Source organism: Escherichia sp. KS167_9B (genome assembly GCF_030295215.1).
Taxonomy (GTDB): Bacteria; Pseudomonadota; Gammaproteobacteria; order Enterobacterales; family Enterobacteriaceae; genus Escherichia; species Escherichia coli_F.
Window position 1 is genome coordinate 35,448 of the sequence record NZ_AP025756.1, and the last position, 14,486, is coordinate 49,933.

Genomic DNA, 14,486 nt, shown 5'->3' on the forward strand with positions numbered 1-14,486 from the left:
ATTGATATTTACTGAGAGCTCAGATCAACTTTCCAGGGCAACAGATCGCGTACCCGGTTTGCCGGCCAGTCCTGGATATGTTCAATGACGTAACGCAGCCACTTTTCTGGCTCCACATTGTTCAGACGGCATGTGCCGATCAGCGAGTACAACACCGCCGCATGTTCACCACCGCTGTCGGAACCCGCGAACATCCAGTTTTTCCGGCCTACGGCCACTCCCCGTAAGGCGTTCTCTGCGATGTTGTTGTCGATTTCCACCCAGCCATTACTGCAGTACACGTTCAGTGCATCCCACTGTTTCAGCAGGTATGCGAACGCTTTTGCCGTATCTGAGTGACGCGACAGTGTTTTCATCTGTTGCTGTATCCAGTCATACAGTGACTGCATCAGTGGCGCGGCTCTGGCTTTTCTTGCCGCCAGACGCTGTTCTGCTGAACAGCCCCGGACCTCTGCCTCGATGGCATACAGTTCACCGATACGCTGCAGGGCTTCCGTGGTGATGTAGGTGGGCGCTCTTGCATGCACATCGTGGATTTTTCTCCGGGCATGAGCCATACACGCGGCTTCCGTTATTCTGCCGGATTCGTATAACGCCCGGTAACCACCGTAAGCATCGGCCTGAAGCACACCGCTGTAACCGGCCAGGTGATTTTGTGGATGGATACCTTTCCGGTCCGGACTGTACGCGAACCAGACCGCCGGGGGCATCTGTGAACCGGCGTTACGGTCATCACGGACGTAGACCCACAGCCGGGCTGTCCGGGTTTTACCGCTGCCCGGCTCCTGGACCGGGACGGGGATATCATCAGCATGGACTTTACCGGGCATCAGCACATACTGGCGCAGGACGTCATACAGCGGCTCCAGCAGTTCAGCAACAGCACCTGTCCAGCGCCCCAGTGTGGCACGGCTCAGCTCCACTCCCTGACGACGGTATATTTCTGACTGGCGGTATAACGGCAGATGGTCTGCATATTTCCCGGTGACAACATGGGCCAGAAGCCCCGCTCCGGCATAACTGCGTGCAATGGGTTTTGAAGGTACTGGTGCCTGCACGATATGGTCGCACCGGCAACAGGCCTGTTTCGGACGTTGTGTTTCGATAACCTTAAAGGCGCTGCTGATAAGCTCCAGTTGCTCTGACACATCACATCCCAGAGAACTGAGTTCACCACCACAGGCAGGACAGCATTCCTCTTCCGGCCGGATAACCCGGGTTTCACGGGGAAGTGAGGCCGGTAACGGTTTACGGGCTGAAGACTGGCGCAGGGCGGATGGCAGTACCGGGTCATATTGCTCACCCAGCGTTTCCGCCATTTCTTCCTGAAGTGCGCTGATTCGCTCCTGTGCTTCCTGTATCTGCCGTTCGGTTTTTGCACGAAGTTTTTCTGAGCTTTTACCGAACTGCATACGTTGCAGTTTCGCAACCAGCGCCTTCAGCCGGTTGATTTCGGAAGCATAAGCCGCCACCCGCTGTGAGAGCAGGCGGTTGTATTCAGCCATCTGGCGGATGGTGTCCTGTTGCGTCTGCAACAGTGCCCGCAGGCGGGCGTTCTCATGAGCAAGTGAGGTGTCCATATCCTCACTTTACAACGGGTTATATGCGGATTCCAGCGCGTTCCGTTCGTTTCGGGTGCTTCCAGTTGATACCTTCAAGAAGCATGGATAACTGAGCCGGAGTAAGGTGCACCTTGCCGTCACGGGTGACTGGCCAGACGAAGCGGCCCCGCTCCAGGCGTTTGGTGAAGAGGCACAGTCCGTCACTGTCAGCCCACAACACTTTTATCTGGTCACCCCGGCGTCCGCGGAAGATGAACAGGTGTCCGGAGAACGGGTCATCCTTCAGGACGTTCTGAACTTTTGATGCCAGGCCGTTAAAGCCATTTCGCATATCGGTGATACCTGCAACCAGCCAGATACGCGAACCTGCAGGGAGAGATATCATCAGTGGCTGCTCCCTTTTATTTCGCGGATAAGTGTCTGTAATAACGCCGGCGTCAGTTTACCTTTAAGCCTGAGAGTTCCGGCCGGCAGAACCAGCTCACAACACAGACTGTCGGACGGTGTATTTATCTGCTCTGGTTCCTGTGCGGGGGCCGGGATTTTATTATCCGGCTCCGGCGTTAACGTCACGGGAAGCAGTGCCGGCATATTTTTTCCGGAAGGCAGCAGGCCACCTTTCCGGTATTGATGGCGCCAGTTGAAGAGCAGGTTATCGTTGATTCCGTTTTCCCGGGCGATCTGCGCCACACAGGCTCCGGGCTGCAGTGACTGCTCCACTAAGGCGATTTTAAACTCATAAGGGAAGTTGGGCCGCCGGGGACGTTTTTTTACCACGGGGGCTTCGGATATAACGGTGCTTTCAGGACGTACGACTGGTACCGTGGAAAATTGTCCGTAAAGGCAGGCATCAAGTTCCTGCTCCGACATGCCTGCGGGCAAAGGCCACGAAAGGCCAGCTCTCCGAAAGCGCACGAACATACTACAAACTGTTGATTTTGGTACACCCAGGCGACGCCCGGCCACAACCCGGGGTAAATGTTCTTCAAAGTGAAGACGTAAAGCTTCAGTGATCCAGGTCCGGTGTTTCATACGATAGTGTCCATTAAAAATGATGGACATTATTTTTGTAGAGCCGGAGGAAACAGACCAGACGGTTTAAATGAGCCGGTTACGTTGATTCAGCAAAGGAACGTTAATTGTAATCCTGGTTTCCTGTTAAAAGCCTCCATCTCTTATTTGTGCTGTGGTTTTAAGAATGGCACTGCGTGATATATCCACGGCCACAGACTGATATTTTCCTTTTTTAAACGCACTAAGGAATACTCATATGAGTAATAACCCACTTGAGGCCGTCACTCAGGCGGTTAACTCCCTCGTCACAGCACTGAAACTGCCTGACGAATCCGCAAAGGCCAATGAAGTTCTGGGCGAAATGAGCTTCCCGCAGTTCAGCCGTCTGCTGCCGTACCGTGATTATAACCAGGAGTCCGGTCTGTTCATGAATGACACCACGATGGGCTTTATGCTGGAAGCCATTCCCATCAATGGGGCGAATGAGTCCATTGTGGAGGCTCTCGATCATATGCTGCGCACCAAACTGCCGCGCGGTATTCCGTTGTGTATCCATCTGATGTCCAGCCAGCTGGTTGGCGAGCGGATTGAGTACGGGCTGCGTGAGTTCTCCTGGTCAGGTGAACAGGCAGAACGGTTTAACGCCATTACCCGGGCCTATTACATGAAAGCCGCAGAAACACTGTTTCCGCTGCCGGAAGGGTTGAACCTGCCTCTGACCCTGCGCCATTACCGGGTGTTTATCTCGTACTGTTCTCCCTCGAAGAAAAAAAGCCGGGCCGACATTCTGGAAATGGAAAACCTGGTGAAAATCATCCGGGCGTCTCTGCAGGGAGCATATATCACCACGCAGACGGTGGATGCACAGGCTTTCATCGATATTGTCGGGGAGATGATTAACCATAACCCGGACTCCCTGTACCCGAAAAGACGTCAGCTGGACCCGTATTCTGATTTGAATTATCAGTGCGTGGAGGACAGTTTTGACCTGAAGGTCCGGGCAGATTACCTGACGCTGGGACTGCGTGAGAACGGCAGGAACAGCACTGCCCGTATCCTGAATTTCCATCTGGCCCGTAACCCGGAAATCGCCTTCCTGTGGAACATGGCCGACAACTACAGCAACCTGCTGAACCCGGAACTGTCCATCTCCTGCCCGTTCATTCTGACGCTGACTCTGGTGGTGGAAGACCAGGTGAAAACCCACAGCGAAGCCAACCTGAAGTACATGGACCTGGAGAAGAAGTCGAAGACCTCCTATGCCAAATGGTTTCCGTCCGTGGAGAAAGAAGCGAAGGAGTGGGGGGAACTGCGCCAGCGGCTGGGCTCAGGTCAGTCTTCTGTCGTGTCCTACTTCCTCAACATCACCGCATTCTGCAAGGACAATAATGAAACGGCGCTGGAAGTGGAGCAGGACATCCTGAACAGCTTCCGTAAAAACGGTTTTGAGCTGATTTCACCGCGCTTTAACCACATGCGCAACTTCCTGACCTGCCTGCCCTTTATGGCCGGGAAAGGGCTGTTCAGACAGCTGAAAGAGGCCGGTGTGGTTCAGCGCGCAGAGAGCTTTAATGTGGCCAACCTGATGCCGTTAGTGGCGGATAACCCCCTGACACCGGCAGGTCTGCTGGCGCCCACCTACCGTAACCAGCTGGCGTTTATCGATATTTTCTTCCGGGGGATGAATAACACCAACTACAACATGGCGGTCTGTGGAACATCCGGGGCCGGTAAGACAGGGCTGATACAGCCACTTATCCGCAGCGTGCTGGACTCCGGGGGCTTTGCCGTGGTGTTCGACATGGGGGATGGCTACAAGTCCCTGTGTGAGAACATGGGGGGCGTATATCTGGACGGTGAAACCCTGCGCTTTAACCCGTTTGCGAACATCACCGATATTGACCAGTCAGCGGAGCGTGTCCGCGACCAGCTGTCGGTGATGGCCAGCCCCAACGGTAACCTGGATGAAGTGCATGAAGGTCTGCTGCTGCAGGCAGTCAGGGCATCATGGCTGGCCAAAGAGAACAGGGCACGAATTGATGACGTGGTGGATTTCCTGAAAAACGCCAGTGACAGCGAGCAGTATGCTGAGTCACCGACCATCCGCAGCCGTCTGGACGAAATGATTGTGCTGCTTGACCAGTACACTGCCAACGGCACTTACGGCCGGTATTTTAACTCCGATGAGCCGTCCCTGCGGGATGATGCCAGAATGGTGGTGCTGGAGCTGGGCGGACTGGAAGACCGTCCGTCCCTGCTGGTTGCGGTGATGTTCAGCCTTATTATTTACATTGAGAACAGGATGTACCGCACGCCGCGTAACTTCAAGAAACTGAACGTTATTGATGAAGGCTGGCGTCTGCTGGACTTCAAAAATCACAAGGTCGGTGAATTTATTGAGAAAGGTTACCGTACCGCCCGCCGTCATACCGGTGCCTATATCACCATCACACAGAACATCGTCGACTTTGACTCTGACAAGGCGTCCAGTGCTGCCCGTGCGGCATGGGGTAACTCCTCCTACAAAATTATCCTCAAACAGAGTGCGAAGGAGTTCGCGAAATACAACCAGCTGTATCCGGACCAGTTTCTTCCACTGCAGCGTGACATGATTGGCAAGTTCGGTGCGGCCAAAGATCAGTGGTTCAGTTCCTTCCTGTTGCAGGTGGAAAACCATTCCTCCTGGCACCGTCTGTTTGTGGACCCGTTAAGCCGCGCCATGTACAGCTCTGACGGCCCGGATTTTGAGTTTGTGCAGCAGAAACGTAAAGAGGGGCTGAGTATTCATGAGGCGGTGTGGCAGCTGGCGTGGAAGAAGTCAGGCCCGGAGATGGCTTCGCTGGAGGCCTGGCTGGAAGAACATGAGAAATACAGGAGTGTTGCATGATCACAACGCAAAAAACGACTGATGTTACAGCCCGTCAACGCTGCCACTGGTGGTGGATGGTGCCGGGATGCCTGGCAATGGTGTTACTGAACGCAGCCGTCAGTTACGCCATTGTCAGACTGAACACGCCGGTAACCGTCGCCTTCAACATGAAACAGACTGTGGATGCGTTTTTTGACAGCGCCAGCCAGAAAAAACTGTCAGAAGCGCAGTCGAAGGCGCTGGCTGACCGTTTTAACGCGGCACTGGAGGCCAGTCTGCAGACGTGGCAGCAGAAGCACCACGCTGTCATTCTGGTGTCGCCTGCCGTGGTACAGGGGGCACCGGATATCACCCGTGAAATCCAGCAGGATATTGCCCGGCGAATGAGGGCAGAACCATGAAATACCGGGGGCTGATTGCCCTGCTGATATGGGGGCAGAGTGTGTCCGCAGCCGATCTTGGCACCTGGGGGGATTTGTGGCCGGTAAAGGAGCCGGACATGCTGACGGTGATTATGCAGCGCCTGACGGCACTGGAGCAGTCCGGTGAGATGGGCCGGAAAATGGATGCCTTTAAGGAGCGGGTGATCCGCAACAGCCTGCGGCCCCCTGCCGTGCCCGGTATCGGTCGGACGGAGAAATACAGCAGCCGGCTGTTTGACCCGTCGGTCAGACTGGCTGCGGATATCCGGGATAACGAAGGTCGTATCTTCGCCCGCCAGGGGGAGGTGATGAACCCGCTGCAGTATGTGCCTTTTAACCAGACGCTGTATTTCATCAACGGTGATGATCCTGAGCAGATTGAATGGATGAAACGCCAGATACCTCCCACACTGGAAAGCAAAATTATCCTGGTGCAGGGCAGTATCCCGGAGATGCAGAAGGCTCTGGACAGTCGTGTTTACTTTGATCAGAACGGCGTGATCTGCCAGCGTCTCGGCATTGATCAGGTGCCGGCACGGGTGAGCGCTGTCAGTGGCGATCGTTTCCTGAAGGTGGAGTTTATTCCGGTCGGGGAGGGGAAGAAATGAAACGGTATATGTGGTTGTGTGTGGTTTTGCTGCTGACTGGCCATGTTCCCACTGTGTCAGCGGACGCTGCCTGTGAAGGGCGATTTGTTAACCCGATCACGGATATTTGCTGGAGCTGCATTTTCCCTCTCTCGTTGGGCAGCACAAAAGTGAGCCAGGGAAAGGTGCCGGATACGGCAAACCCGTCAATGCCGATCCAGTTCTGCCCGGCTCCTCCCCCTGTTTTTAAACGTATCGGGCTGGCTATTGGTTACTGGGAGCCGATGGCACTGACGGATGTCAGCCGCTCACCGGGATGCATGGTTAATCTGGGGTTCAGTCTGCCGGAATTCGGGAAAACGGCACAGGGTACGGCTAAAAAAGAAGATAAACAGGTGAACGGGGCGTTCTATCACGTTCACTGGTACAAATACCCGCTGACGTACTGGCTGAACATCATCACGTCGTTGGGGTGCCTGGAAGGCGGAGACCTGGATATTGCCTATCTGTCAGAAATTGACCCTACCTGGACGGACAGCAGCCTGACCACCATCCTCAATCCGGAGGCGGTCATTTTTGCAAATCCGATAGCACAGGGAGCCTGTGCGGCGGATGCCATTGCCAGTGCCTTTAACAAGCCGCTGGATATTCTGTTCTGGTGTGCCGGTTCGCAGGGCAGTATGTATCCGTTTAATGGCTGGGTGAGCAATGAATCCAGCCCGCTGCAGTCCTCCCTGCTGGTCAGTGAGCGGATGGCGTTCAAGCTCCACCGTCAGGGAATGATAATGAACACCATCGGCGTGGATGTGGCTGTCTGTTATGAATATCCGTCGCCCATACTTCCCAAAGCGCGCTGGCGTTATCAGATGGTGAATATGTACCCGGACAGCGGGCAGTGCCATCCGTTCGGACGCAGTGTGATGCGCTGGGAGATGGGAAAAAATCCGCCCAACACTAAGAAAAACTTCGGTTACCTGATGTGGCGTAAACGTAACTGTGTGTTCCTGTAATCGGGAAAATGTGATGCGCAACAGTAAAGTGCAACTAGTATCAATCCTCAGACAGGTCAGTCTTTCACTGAACACGGAGCCATTACGACAGTTTATCTCTCTGAGGGAGATCGCAGAAGAGATGGATAACGTCGCTGCTCGTTTGTCCGGAGGAAAATGGGTAACACCTGCACAAATTTATGAATTGTGTGCACAGTTATGGATGGCCAGGATGAAGGCAGTTGAAGTTTATGGGCGACATTCTGACGTGGTGATGTCTCTGGAAAGACAGATTGATTTACTTGAGGCTGCAGGCAACGTATTAAAACAACGCTGGTTTTACCGTCCGTGGGGATCATCAAAAGCATCTGTGATGCTGACAGGTATAGTGGTGATCCCCGTATTTCTGGTTTTATCCGGATTGTTGAGTGCAGGGTATCCCGGGTTATTATGTATTACCGTATCCGGCTGTTATTTTTCCGGGATTGCCGCTTTTTCTTTGCAGGCTAAAGATCCAGTCGGGCTTTGCTGGTCTGTGTTCAGTTTTATTCTGCTATATCTGCTCCTGAAAAAATGAGATTAATTATTCTGCGTCTGAATAATGAATGCTCCGCCATTGCGATGTACTGAAAACGAAGCAGGACCGTTAACAACAGCGATAAGAATATCAGTATTATGACCATTTGCACTCCGAAACTGACACATTAACAGATGTTTAAGGGTGATATTAAATGAGTGAAGGGACAAGAGTAAATGATTTTGCTTATGTCAAACAGGCCCTTTTGGCGGTGTTTCATCGGATGAATACCCGGCCGCTCACCAGACTATGTGAAAAAGATGATATTCAGCGTGGAATTGCAGATATTCAATGGATGTTACATCATCACTATTATCCATCACCCGGACAGGTTGGTTTTATAATATTTTTATTGCGGGATGAGAAGTTCCGGGTAGTGCGGGAAGATGGGCGTCAGTCATTCCTTGCAGTTGAAATTCAGTCGTTAATTGATGTTCTGAAAGATATACGGAAATACCTGCAGTTTGTGACACGGTATGACTATGATGGTTGTATTATCAGGCTGCATGCCAGTGCTGAACGTAAATACCTGTGGATTTTCCTTGAGTGTGTAATTGTGTTTATTTTGTGTGCTGTTTTTTCTGATTATCTGTTAAAAACACCTGGTGGTGAACATGTACCCTGACAGCGCGCAGTGCCATCCGTTCGGGCGCAGTGTGATGCGCCGGGAGACGGGAAAAAAATCCGCCTGACACAAAGAAAAACTTCGGCTACCTGATGTGGCGTAAACGTAACAGTGTATTTCTGTAACTTAAACAAAAAGAGGAATATTTTAAATGGAAAAGAAATTAAGCAGTAAATACATTCATATGTATATGAGTATATCCTGTGTGTTCATTCGTTTGACAGGCAAAGCATTAAAATTGTTTCCTTTTGCACTGGTGATGCTATTCACGGTGTTGTTTTATTTTATGCTTGAAAATGTTATCTGTGACATTATCAGTGAATGGCAGAGAAGTGATGTGTCAGACAGGATCAGAGTTATCAGGCTATATCTGGGAACAACTTTTTTATGCGCCTGGGCGGCTGTTTTTTTGGAATGTCTCTGCTCTGATGAGTTTCTGCCGGGAAAGAGATTAAACAAAAATGAAGAAGAGAATAACGGGTAATACCTGACTCATTTTATGTGCATCGGTCAGAAATGAATTAATGATTTAACAGAGTGAATATCCGGGATTGTTTAATTCAGGATAATTGAACAGTAAAAGGATAAAAGATGAAAAAAACAGAAACAATGTGGCCCGCAGCACCCCTTGCATCAGGATGTATCTCTCCCTGTATCCCGGTCACTTTCAGTATGGAGAAAAAGGTAATAACAGCAGAGCAATACAGAGACTGGCAATTAATTGCTGCCAGTCTCAGAAAAAAGACAAATGGAGAAAGAAGTTAATCAACGATCTTCGTTGTGTTTAACATGGCGTCAGTTATCTCCAGACTCGCTCTATTGAGTGCCTCATTATGACAATTAATTACTGTCTGTTTGCAGGAGAATTCTATGAACAAAAAAATATACATTTTATTCGCCCTGACAGCAGGATTGTTTCTTTCTGCCCATGCTTCGGAAAACGTGAATACGCCAGAAAACCGCCGGTTCCTGAAGCAGCAGGAAACACTGAGTCAGCAGTTACGTGAAAAGCCGGACACACAACTGCAGGCATGGGCAGAACAGCAGGTCAGGGCGAATCCCCTTCAGCATGCCGATAACCAGTTTCTCGATGAACTGGTCCGTAAACAGCAGGCTGCTCAGAAAGACAAACCACAGCAGGGGGCCGTGTATTTTGTGTCGTTCTCCATTCCCGAAGATGGACTGAAACGGATGCTGGGAGAAACCCGGCACTACGGTATTCCGGCCACACTGCGGGGCATGGTGAACAATGACCTGAAGACTACCGCTGAAACCGTGTTGTCTCTGGTAAAAGATGGTGCGACCGATGGTGTTCAGATCGACCCGACGTTGTTTTCACAGTACGGCATCCGCAGCGTGCCGGCCCTGGTAGTGTTCTGCAGCCAGGGGCACGACATCATCCGGGGAAACCTGCGTGTCAGGCAGGCGCTGGAGAAAGTGGCCGCCACGGGGGACTGCCGGCAGGTGGCTCAGGGACTGCTGGACGGCACCGGGGATAAGTCGCAATGAGTTTACCTGCCGGGTATTACCGGATTGACCCGGACATCCGTGCACTGGTGGCCGCGATGAACGTTCACGGATTCCGTACATATGCCTCCTGTCAGGGACATGGTTTCCCGGTCACAAAGCTGCTGCCTTATATTGCCTTTGCCTGTCCGGTAAAAATGGCTGCCCTTCTTGAGCAGCGACTGCGGCAGGATGCTGAATCAGCAATACCACGTCTGACATGGGGATGGTCGGTGAAGGGGGCTTTTAACAGTGACCTTCAGCTCTGTTTCCGGCTTCAGCCGGAAGGTCCTCATTGCTGGTATCACCGGTACTGTCGTCGTTCACTGTGTGCAGACTTCAGGACGCTGATATTGTTACTGAAGTCGTTATCTGAGTAGTAATCCCGGTACGCCAGGAAGCTCCATACACCAAAATCAACACCGTTCTGAAGTTGAGATGACATCACTTCATTCTCCAGTATGGATCAGGTTATGAAAGAAAAGATAAATACCTTTTTCAGGTCTCTGAATTTTAATGACTCCGGAAGACCGCGCAATATTTGTGCAATTGTTTTTTTCCTGAGCTTTTCTGTGTTTGCCGACAGCACCAGTGATTACCGGGAGGGGGCCGATTTTGCCCGTCAGATCCAGGGGCAGGGTATTGGCAGTATTCAGAGTTTTAATCCGCAGGAGAGTATCCCCGGGTATAACGCAAATCCGGACGAGACAAAATATTACGATGGTGTGACTGCCGGTGGGGATGGTGGCCTGAAAAATGACGGCACCACGGAATGGGCGACCGGTGAAACCGGCAAAACCATCACAGAATCCTTCATGAACAAGCCGAAAGACATTCTGTCACCGGATGCGCCGTTTATTCAGACCGGCAGGGATGTGGTGAGCCGGGCTGACAGCATCGTGGGAAACACCGGACAGCAGTGCAGTGCGCAACAGATAAACCGCAGTGAATTCACCAACTATACCTGTGAGCGGGATACGATGGTTGAGGAATATTGTTCCAGAACCGCCAGTATCACAGGGGACTGGAAATACACGGATGAATATCGTGAGGTGACGATGCCTCACTCACAGTTCCGGTTCAGTATGAACGGGCTGAAACTGGTGTTCAGTGTCACGGCTCCGGTAACCGGTACAGTGGAAAGTGCATCATTGTCTGTATACGCCGCTTTTTTCTTCCTGAACTCCCGTTATACCTTCATGAATTCAACGTTCAATGTTGGCCTGGCAAACGGGCAGTCGGGGACTTTCCCTCTGTCCGGGGCAACAGGTTTGCAGGTGACACAGGGGCAGGTACTGACCGGCAGTGGCTGTACTGCTGACGGTAACTGTCTGTCCGGCGGGAACGGTGACCAACAGGTTTATGAGAAACTGGCCAGCGGCATGTCCACCTTTACGCTGAAACTCAGGATGAAGGTCCGTGATAAAGAATGGGTTCCACGGGTGGAGTGGGTGGAGAGTTGTCCGTTTAATAAAGCGGATGGCGTGCTGAAAGGCACTGAGTGTTCAGAGCCGGGTGGTACTAAAACGGGTGTGACGGAGGGTAAGCCCTGGAGCATCACACAGGCGTGCTGGGCATACCGGGATAAATATGTCACACAGTCCGCAGATAACGGCACCTGTCAGAAATATGTCGATAATCCGGCCTGTACGCTGGCCTCACGTCAGTGCGCGTTTTATTCCGATGAGGGAACCTGTCTGCATGAGTATGCCACGTACTCCTGCGAGTCCAGAACATCCGGGAAGGTGATGGTCTGTGGTGGTGATGTCTTCTGCCTTGACGGTGAATGCGATAAGGTGCAGAGCGGAAAAAGCAGTGATTTTGGTGAGGCAGTATCACAGCTGGCTGCGCTTGCCGCCGCAGGTAAGGATGTTGCCGCCCTGAATGGTGTGGATGTCAGGGCTTTCACGGGCGAGGCGAAATTCTGCCGTAAGGCCGCAGCCGGCTTCAGTAACTGCTGTAAGGATGGTGGCTGGGGTCAGGATGTGGGACTGGCTGAATGTAACAGTGAAGAAAAGGCGCTGGGAAAGGCGAAGGACAATAAACTGACGGTGAGTGTGGGTGAGTTCTGCTCCCGGAAAGTGCTGGGCGTCTGCCTGCAGAAAAAGCGCAGCTACTGTCAGTTTGATTCGAAGCTGGCGCAGATAGTCCAGCAGCAGGGGCGTAACGGGCAGTTGCGTATCGGGTTTGGCAGCGCAAAAAGTCCTGACTGCCGGGGAATAACCGTGGATGAACTGCAGCGTATTAAGTTCGACCAGCTGGACTTCACTAACTTCTACGAAGACCTGATGAATAACCAGAAAATCCCGGATAATGGTGCGCTGACCGAAAAAGTGAAAGAGCAGATTGCCGGTCAGCTGAAACAGGTGGGGCAGTAAGGTCGGGAAAATAATGAAAGTCATATTCACGTCGAATCGTCTTGTTGATTTTCTTATCCGGCTTTTGATTACAGCGATTGTCATTTCCCCGGTAATTATCTGGTCATGGGATACGGTAAAAGAAACCACGGCAGGCGGGGTGCTTGCTGCTGCTTTCGTTATCCTTTACTCCGGTGTGCTCCTGTTTATTCTGTATGGTTGTTTTTCTGCACTGGCTGACCTGCAGAAACCTGATGAAAGAAAAAGTGATGAAAGGAATGAAGATGAATAAAGCATTACTGCCGCTGTTACTCTGCTGCTTTATTTTTCCGGCGTCAGGGAAAGATGCAGGCTGGCAGTGGTATAACGAGAAAATAAATCCGAAGGAAAAAGAAAATAAACCAGTACCGGCAGTTCCCCGTCAGGAGCCGGATATTATGCAGAAACTGACCGCGCTGCAGACGGCAACAAAGCGGGCGCTGTACGAAGCCATTCTGTATCCCGGCGTGGATAATTTTGTGAAATATTTCCGGCTGCAGAATTACTGGACTCAGCAGGCCGGGCTTTTCACCATGAGCGCCAAAAAGGCCATGCTGGCACATCCTGAACTGGACTATAACCTGCAGTACAGCCATTACAACGGCACGGTACGGAACCAGCTGGCAGCAGACCAGGCGCAGCAGCGACAGGCGATTGCCAGACTGGCAGAGCATTACGGCATTATGTTTTTTTACCGGGGGCAGGACCCCATCGACGGGCAGCTGGCGCAGGTCATTAATGGCTTCCGGGATACGTATGGTCTGAGTGTTATCCCCGTTTCCGTGGATGGCGTGATTAATCCACTATTGCCGGATTCCCGGACTGACCAGGGGCAGGCGCAGCGCCTCGGCGTGAAATATTTCCCGGCCATGATGCTGGTTGACCCGAAACAGGGCAGTGTCCGCCCGTTATCATACGGCTTTATTTCTCAGGACGACCTGGCAAAACAGTTCCTGAACGTTTCTGAAGACTTTAAACCGAATTTTTAAAGAGGTCGTTTAAATGAATTTTATTTCTTTATGGCCTTTATTGCTGGCCCAGGTGACAGTGATGTCACTGACAGTGATTTTCCTTGCTGCTGACAGGCGTTTTTTTCATGGGACTGTTTTGTTGTTTGCACCCTGCCCATGATGATGGCAGAAGGTATTGTTATTATGAAATATGAACTGTGGTATATTCATCCTGCCCTGCTTGGTCTGGCAGGAGTATTTTCATGGTTGCTGCTGCTACTCCATACAGGATATTTTTCAGGCATATCAGAAGGCGTACATAAGCGTTTGTGGCTCGCTGTTGCAGCAGTGTTTTCTGGTGCGGGAATGATTATATTCTACTGGTTGCTCCAGCCATCAGAAACCATAATGAAATAATGCCCTGTTAATATGTAAATGAACTCATTTACAGAGTAAAAGACAAACAGAGATAACTTTTTTCTGTCCCCCCACCTGATAGTGAATGGCTTTTAGTTCATGTTGTTTGTTAAGTATGGTTTTATTCTGTATGGATAAAGAAAATTGTAGTATTTCTGAAAGATGGTTAATCGCGCCTGGTGTTGTGGTTATTTTACTGACCTTATTAGCTTTTATGAGTTTTCCGGATCCGGATGTCAGTATGAATCGCTATTATAGCTGGCTGATGAATGTGTTAATTCTGAGTGTGACCGGGGTAATGTATGTGGCGCTGTCTGTTGTAATGGTAATGCTTTATTTTATTTACGAGCGTAACAGCAGGTTATTGTACTTGTCTGTGCTTGCCCTAATCATTGCAGCAGGTATCTGGCTTCTCAGATTTCTGGATGATTTTTTAATGACGACAGCATTTTATGTTGCTCTGTTTGTTTTATGGGTGTTTCTCTGTTTTTTGTATATTCAATGTGAAAATGAAATGAGTATGTCGGAATAATAATCAGTCAGGTTTTTATTTGTCATCCTGCTGAGTGTTG

At 51.1% G+C, this 14,486-nt stretch carries 17 protein-coding genes and 2 pseudogenes; 16 read left to right on the plus strand and 3 right to left on the minus strand.

All coding sequences use genetic code 11. The annotated features are described in order from the left end of the window. Positions 1-8 precede the first annotated feature (8 nt). The 3 genes from QUE34_RS28115 to tnpA are packed head-to-tail and all read right to left on the minus strand — an operon-like array spanning position 9 to position 2,624. Positions 9-1,580 (minus strand): IS66-like element ISCro1 family transposase, encoded by a 1,572-nt coding sequence (locus tag QUE34_RS28115; RefSeq protein WP_000381395.1) that lies wholly within the window; start codon positions 1,578-1,580, stop codon positions 9-11. 19 nt (positions 1,581-1,599) lie between these two features. Further along, positions 1,600-1,947, minus strand: a complete 348-nt coding sequence (gene tnpB, locus QUE34_RS28120) for an IS66 family insertion sequence element accessory protein TnpB (protein ID WP_000624622.1) — start codon at positions 1,945-1,947, stop codon at positions 1,600-1,602. Continuing rightward, the gene (gene tnpA / locus QUE34_RS28125) at positions 1,947-2,624 is read right to left on the minus strand and encodes an IS66-like element accessory protein TnpA (protein WP_001339397.1); all 678 of its coding nucleotides are present in this window, start codon (positions 2,622-2,624) and stop codon (positions 1,947-1,949) included. The genes tnpB and tnpA overlap by 1 nt, the downstream gene beginning before the upstream one ends. 208 nt (positions 2,625-2,832) lie before the next feature. On the opposite strand from tnpA, the gene traC reads away from it, so the two are divergent. From traC to QUE34_RS28205, 16 genes and pseudogenes are all read left to right on the plus strand, one after another. Beyond that, positions 2,833-5,463: a type IV secretion system protein TraC gene (gene traC, locus QUE34_RS28130; protein ID WP_137546958.1), complete on the plus strand. Its 2,631-nt coding sequence runs from the start codon at positions 2,833-2,835 to the stop codon at positions 5,461-5,463. Further along, positions 5,460-5,846 (plus strand): type-F conjugative transfer system protein TrbI, encoded by a 387-nt coding sequence (trbI, locus tag QUE34_RS28135; protein ID WP_000633518.1) that lies wholly within the window; start codon positions 5,460-5,462, stop codon positions 5,844-5,846. The genes traC and trbI overlap by 4 nt, the downstream gene beginning before the upstream one ends. Then, positions 5,843-6,475 carry a type-F conjugative transfer system protein TraW gene (gene traW, locus QUE34_RS28140; RefSeq protein ID WP_000877290.1) on the plus strand — a complete coding sequence of 211 codons (633 nt, stop codon included), beginning with the start codon at positions 5,843-5,845 and terminating at the stop codon, positions 6,473-6,475. The genes trbI and traW overlap by 4 nt, the downstream gene beginning before the upstream one ends. Beyond that, entirely contained in the window at positions 6,472-7,464 is a 993-nt protein-coding gene (gene traU / locus QUE34_RS28145) for a conjugal transfer pilus assembly protein TraU (RefSeq protein WP_000833322.1), read from the plus strand. Before traW ends, traU begins: the two co-directional genes overlap by 4 nt. 13 nt (positions 7,465-7,477) lie before the next feature. Beyond that, a complete protein-coding gene (locus QUE34_RS28150; RefSeq protein ID WP_038813297.1) occupies positions 7,478-8,020 on the plus strand; it encodes a hypothetical protein in 543 nt (180 codons plus the stop codon). Positions 8,021-8,174: 154 nt separating this feature from the next. Then, positions 8,175-8,645, plus strand: coding sequence for a hypothetical protein (locus tag QUE34_RS28155; RefSeq protein ID WP_001289132.1), 471 nt, complete (start codon positions 8,175-8,177; stop codon positions 8,643-8,645). Beyond that, positions 8,617-8,770, plus strand: a pseudogene (locus tag QUE34_RS28160) (TraU family protein); the annotation flags it as partial. The gene QUE34_RS28155 and the pseudogene QUE34_RS28160, both read left to right, overlap by 29 nt. A 26-nt stretch (positions 8,771-8,796) precedes the next feature. Beyond that, entirely contained in the window at positions 8,797-9,129 is a 333-nt protein-coding gene (locus tag QUE34_RS28165) for a hypothetical protein (protein WP_000412443.1), read from the plus strand. A 107-nt stretch (positions 9,130-9,236) separates the two neighbouring features. Continuing rightward, complete coding sequence (locus tag QUE34_RS28170) at positions 9,237-9,410, plus strand: hypothetical protein (RefSeq protein WP_169301929.1); 174 nt, start codon at positions 9,237-9,239, stop codon at positions 9,408-9,410. 105 nt (positions 9,411-9,515) lie between these two features. Next, positions 9,516-10,154 carry a type-F conjugative transfer system pilin assembly protein TrbC gene (gene trbC, locus QUE34_RS28175; RefSeq protein ID WP_001035185.1) on the plus strand — a complete coding sequence of 213 codons (639 nt, stop codon included), beginning with the start codon at positions 9,516-9,518 and terminating at the stop codon, positions 10,152-10,154. After that, positions 10,151-10,531 carry a hypothetical protein gene (locus QUE34_RS28180; protein ID WP_000056334.1) on the plus strand — a complete coding sequence of 127 codons (381 nt, stop codon included), beginning with the start codon at positions 10,151-10,153 and terminating at the stop codon, positions 10,529-10,531. The genes trbC and QUE34_RS28180 overlap by 4 nt, the downstream gene beginning before the upstream one ends. Positions 10,532-10,624: 93 nt before the next feature. After that, positions 10,625-12,529, plus strand: a complete 1,905-nt coding sequence (gene traN, locus QUE34_RS28185; protein ID WP_250234266.1) for a type-F conjugative transfer system mating-pair stabilization protein TraN — start codon at positions 10,625-10,627, stop codon at positions 12,527-12,529. 13 nt (positions 12,530-12,542) lie between these two features. Further along, complete coding sequence (locus tag QUE34_RS28190) at positions 12,543-12,800, plus strand: conjugal transfer protein TrbE (RefSeq protein WP_000864351.1); 258 nt, start codon at positions 12,543-12,545, stop codon at positions 12,798-12,800. Further along, positions 12,793-13,536: a type-F conjugative transfer system pilin assembly protein TraF gene (traF, locus tag QUE34_RS28195; protein WP_001030392.1), complete on the plus strand. Its 744-nt coding sequence runs from the start codon at positions 12,793-12,795 to the stop codon at positions 13,534-13,536. Before QUE34_RS28190 ends, traF begins: the two co-directional genes overlap by 8 nt. A gap of 13 nt (positions 13,537-13,549) precedes the next feature. Then, positions 13,550-13,914: pseudogene (locus QUE34_RS28510) on the plus strand (hypothetical protein). Between the two features lie 130 nt (positions 13,915-14,044). Beyond that, positions 14,045-14,446, plus strand: a complete 402-nt coding sequence (locus tag QUE34_RS28205; protein ID WP_000356906.1) for a hypothetical protein — start codon at positions 14,045-14,047, stop codon at positions 14,444-14,446. Positions 14,447-14,486 lie beyond the last annotated feature (40 nt).

Coding starts and splice junctions, on each gene's coding strand:
- QUE34_RS28115 (WP_000381395.1), bottom strand. CDS start 1,580: ATGGACACCTCACTTGCTCATGAGAACGCCCGCCTGCGGGCACTGTTG.
- tnpB (WP_000624622.1), bottom strand. CDS start 1,947: ATGATATCTCTCCCTGCAGGTTCGCGTATCTGGCTGGTTGCAGGTATC.
- tnpA (WP_001339397.1), bottom strand. CDS start 2,624: ATGTCCATCATTTTTAATGGACACTATCGTATGAAACACCGGACCTGG.
- traC (WP_137546958.1), top strand. CDS start 2,833: ATGAGTAATAACCCACTTGAGGCCGTCACTCAGGCGGTTAACTCCCTC.
- trbI (WP_000633518.1), top strand. CDS start 5,460: ATGATCACAACGCAAAAAACGACTGATGTTACAGCCCGTCAACGCTGC.
- traW (WP_000877290.1), top strand. CDS start 5,843: ATGAAATACCGGGGGCTGATTGCCCTGCTGATATGGGGGCAGAGTGTG.
- traU (WP_000833322.1), top strand. CDS start 6,472: ATGAAACGGTATATGTGGTTGTGTGTGGTTTTGCTGCTGACTGGCCAT.
- QUE34_RS28150 (WP_038813297.1), top strand. CDS start 7,478: ATGCGCAACAGTAAAGTGCAACTAGTATCAATCCTCAGACAGGTCAGT.
- QUE34_RS28155 (WP_001289132.1), top strand. CDS start 8,175: ATGAGTGAAGGGACAAGAGTAAATGATTTTGCTTATGTCAAACAGGCC.
- QUE34_RS28165 (WP_000412443.1), top strand. CDS start 8,797: ATGGAAAAGAAATTAAGCAGTAAATACATTCATATGTATATGAGTATA.
- QUE34_RS28170 (WP_169301929.1), top strand. CDS start 9,237: ATGAAAAAAACAGAAACAATGTGGCCCGCAGCACCCCTTGCATCAGGA.
- trbC (WP_001035185.1), top strand. CDS start 9,516: ATGAACAAAAAAATATACATTTTATTCGCCCTGACAGCAGGATTGTTT.
- QUE34_RS28180 (WP_000056334.1), top strand. CDS start 10,151: ATGAGTTTACCTGCCGGGTATTACCGGATTGACCCGGACATCCGTGCA.
- traN (WP_250234266.1), top strand. CDS start 10,625: ATGAAAGAAAAGATAAATACCTTTTTCAGGTCTCTGAATTTTAATGAC.
- QUE34_RS28190 (WP_000864351.1), top strand. CDS start 12,543: ATGAAAGTCATATTCACGTCGAATCGTCTTGTTGATTTTCTTATCCGG.
- traF (WP_001030392.1), top strand. CDS start 12,793: ATGAATAAAGCATTACTGCCGCTGTTACTCTGCTGCTTTATTTTTCCG.
- QUE34_RS28205 (WP_000356906.1), top strand. CDS start 14,045: ATGGATAAAGAAAATTGTAGTATTTCTGAAAGATGGTTAATCGCGCCT.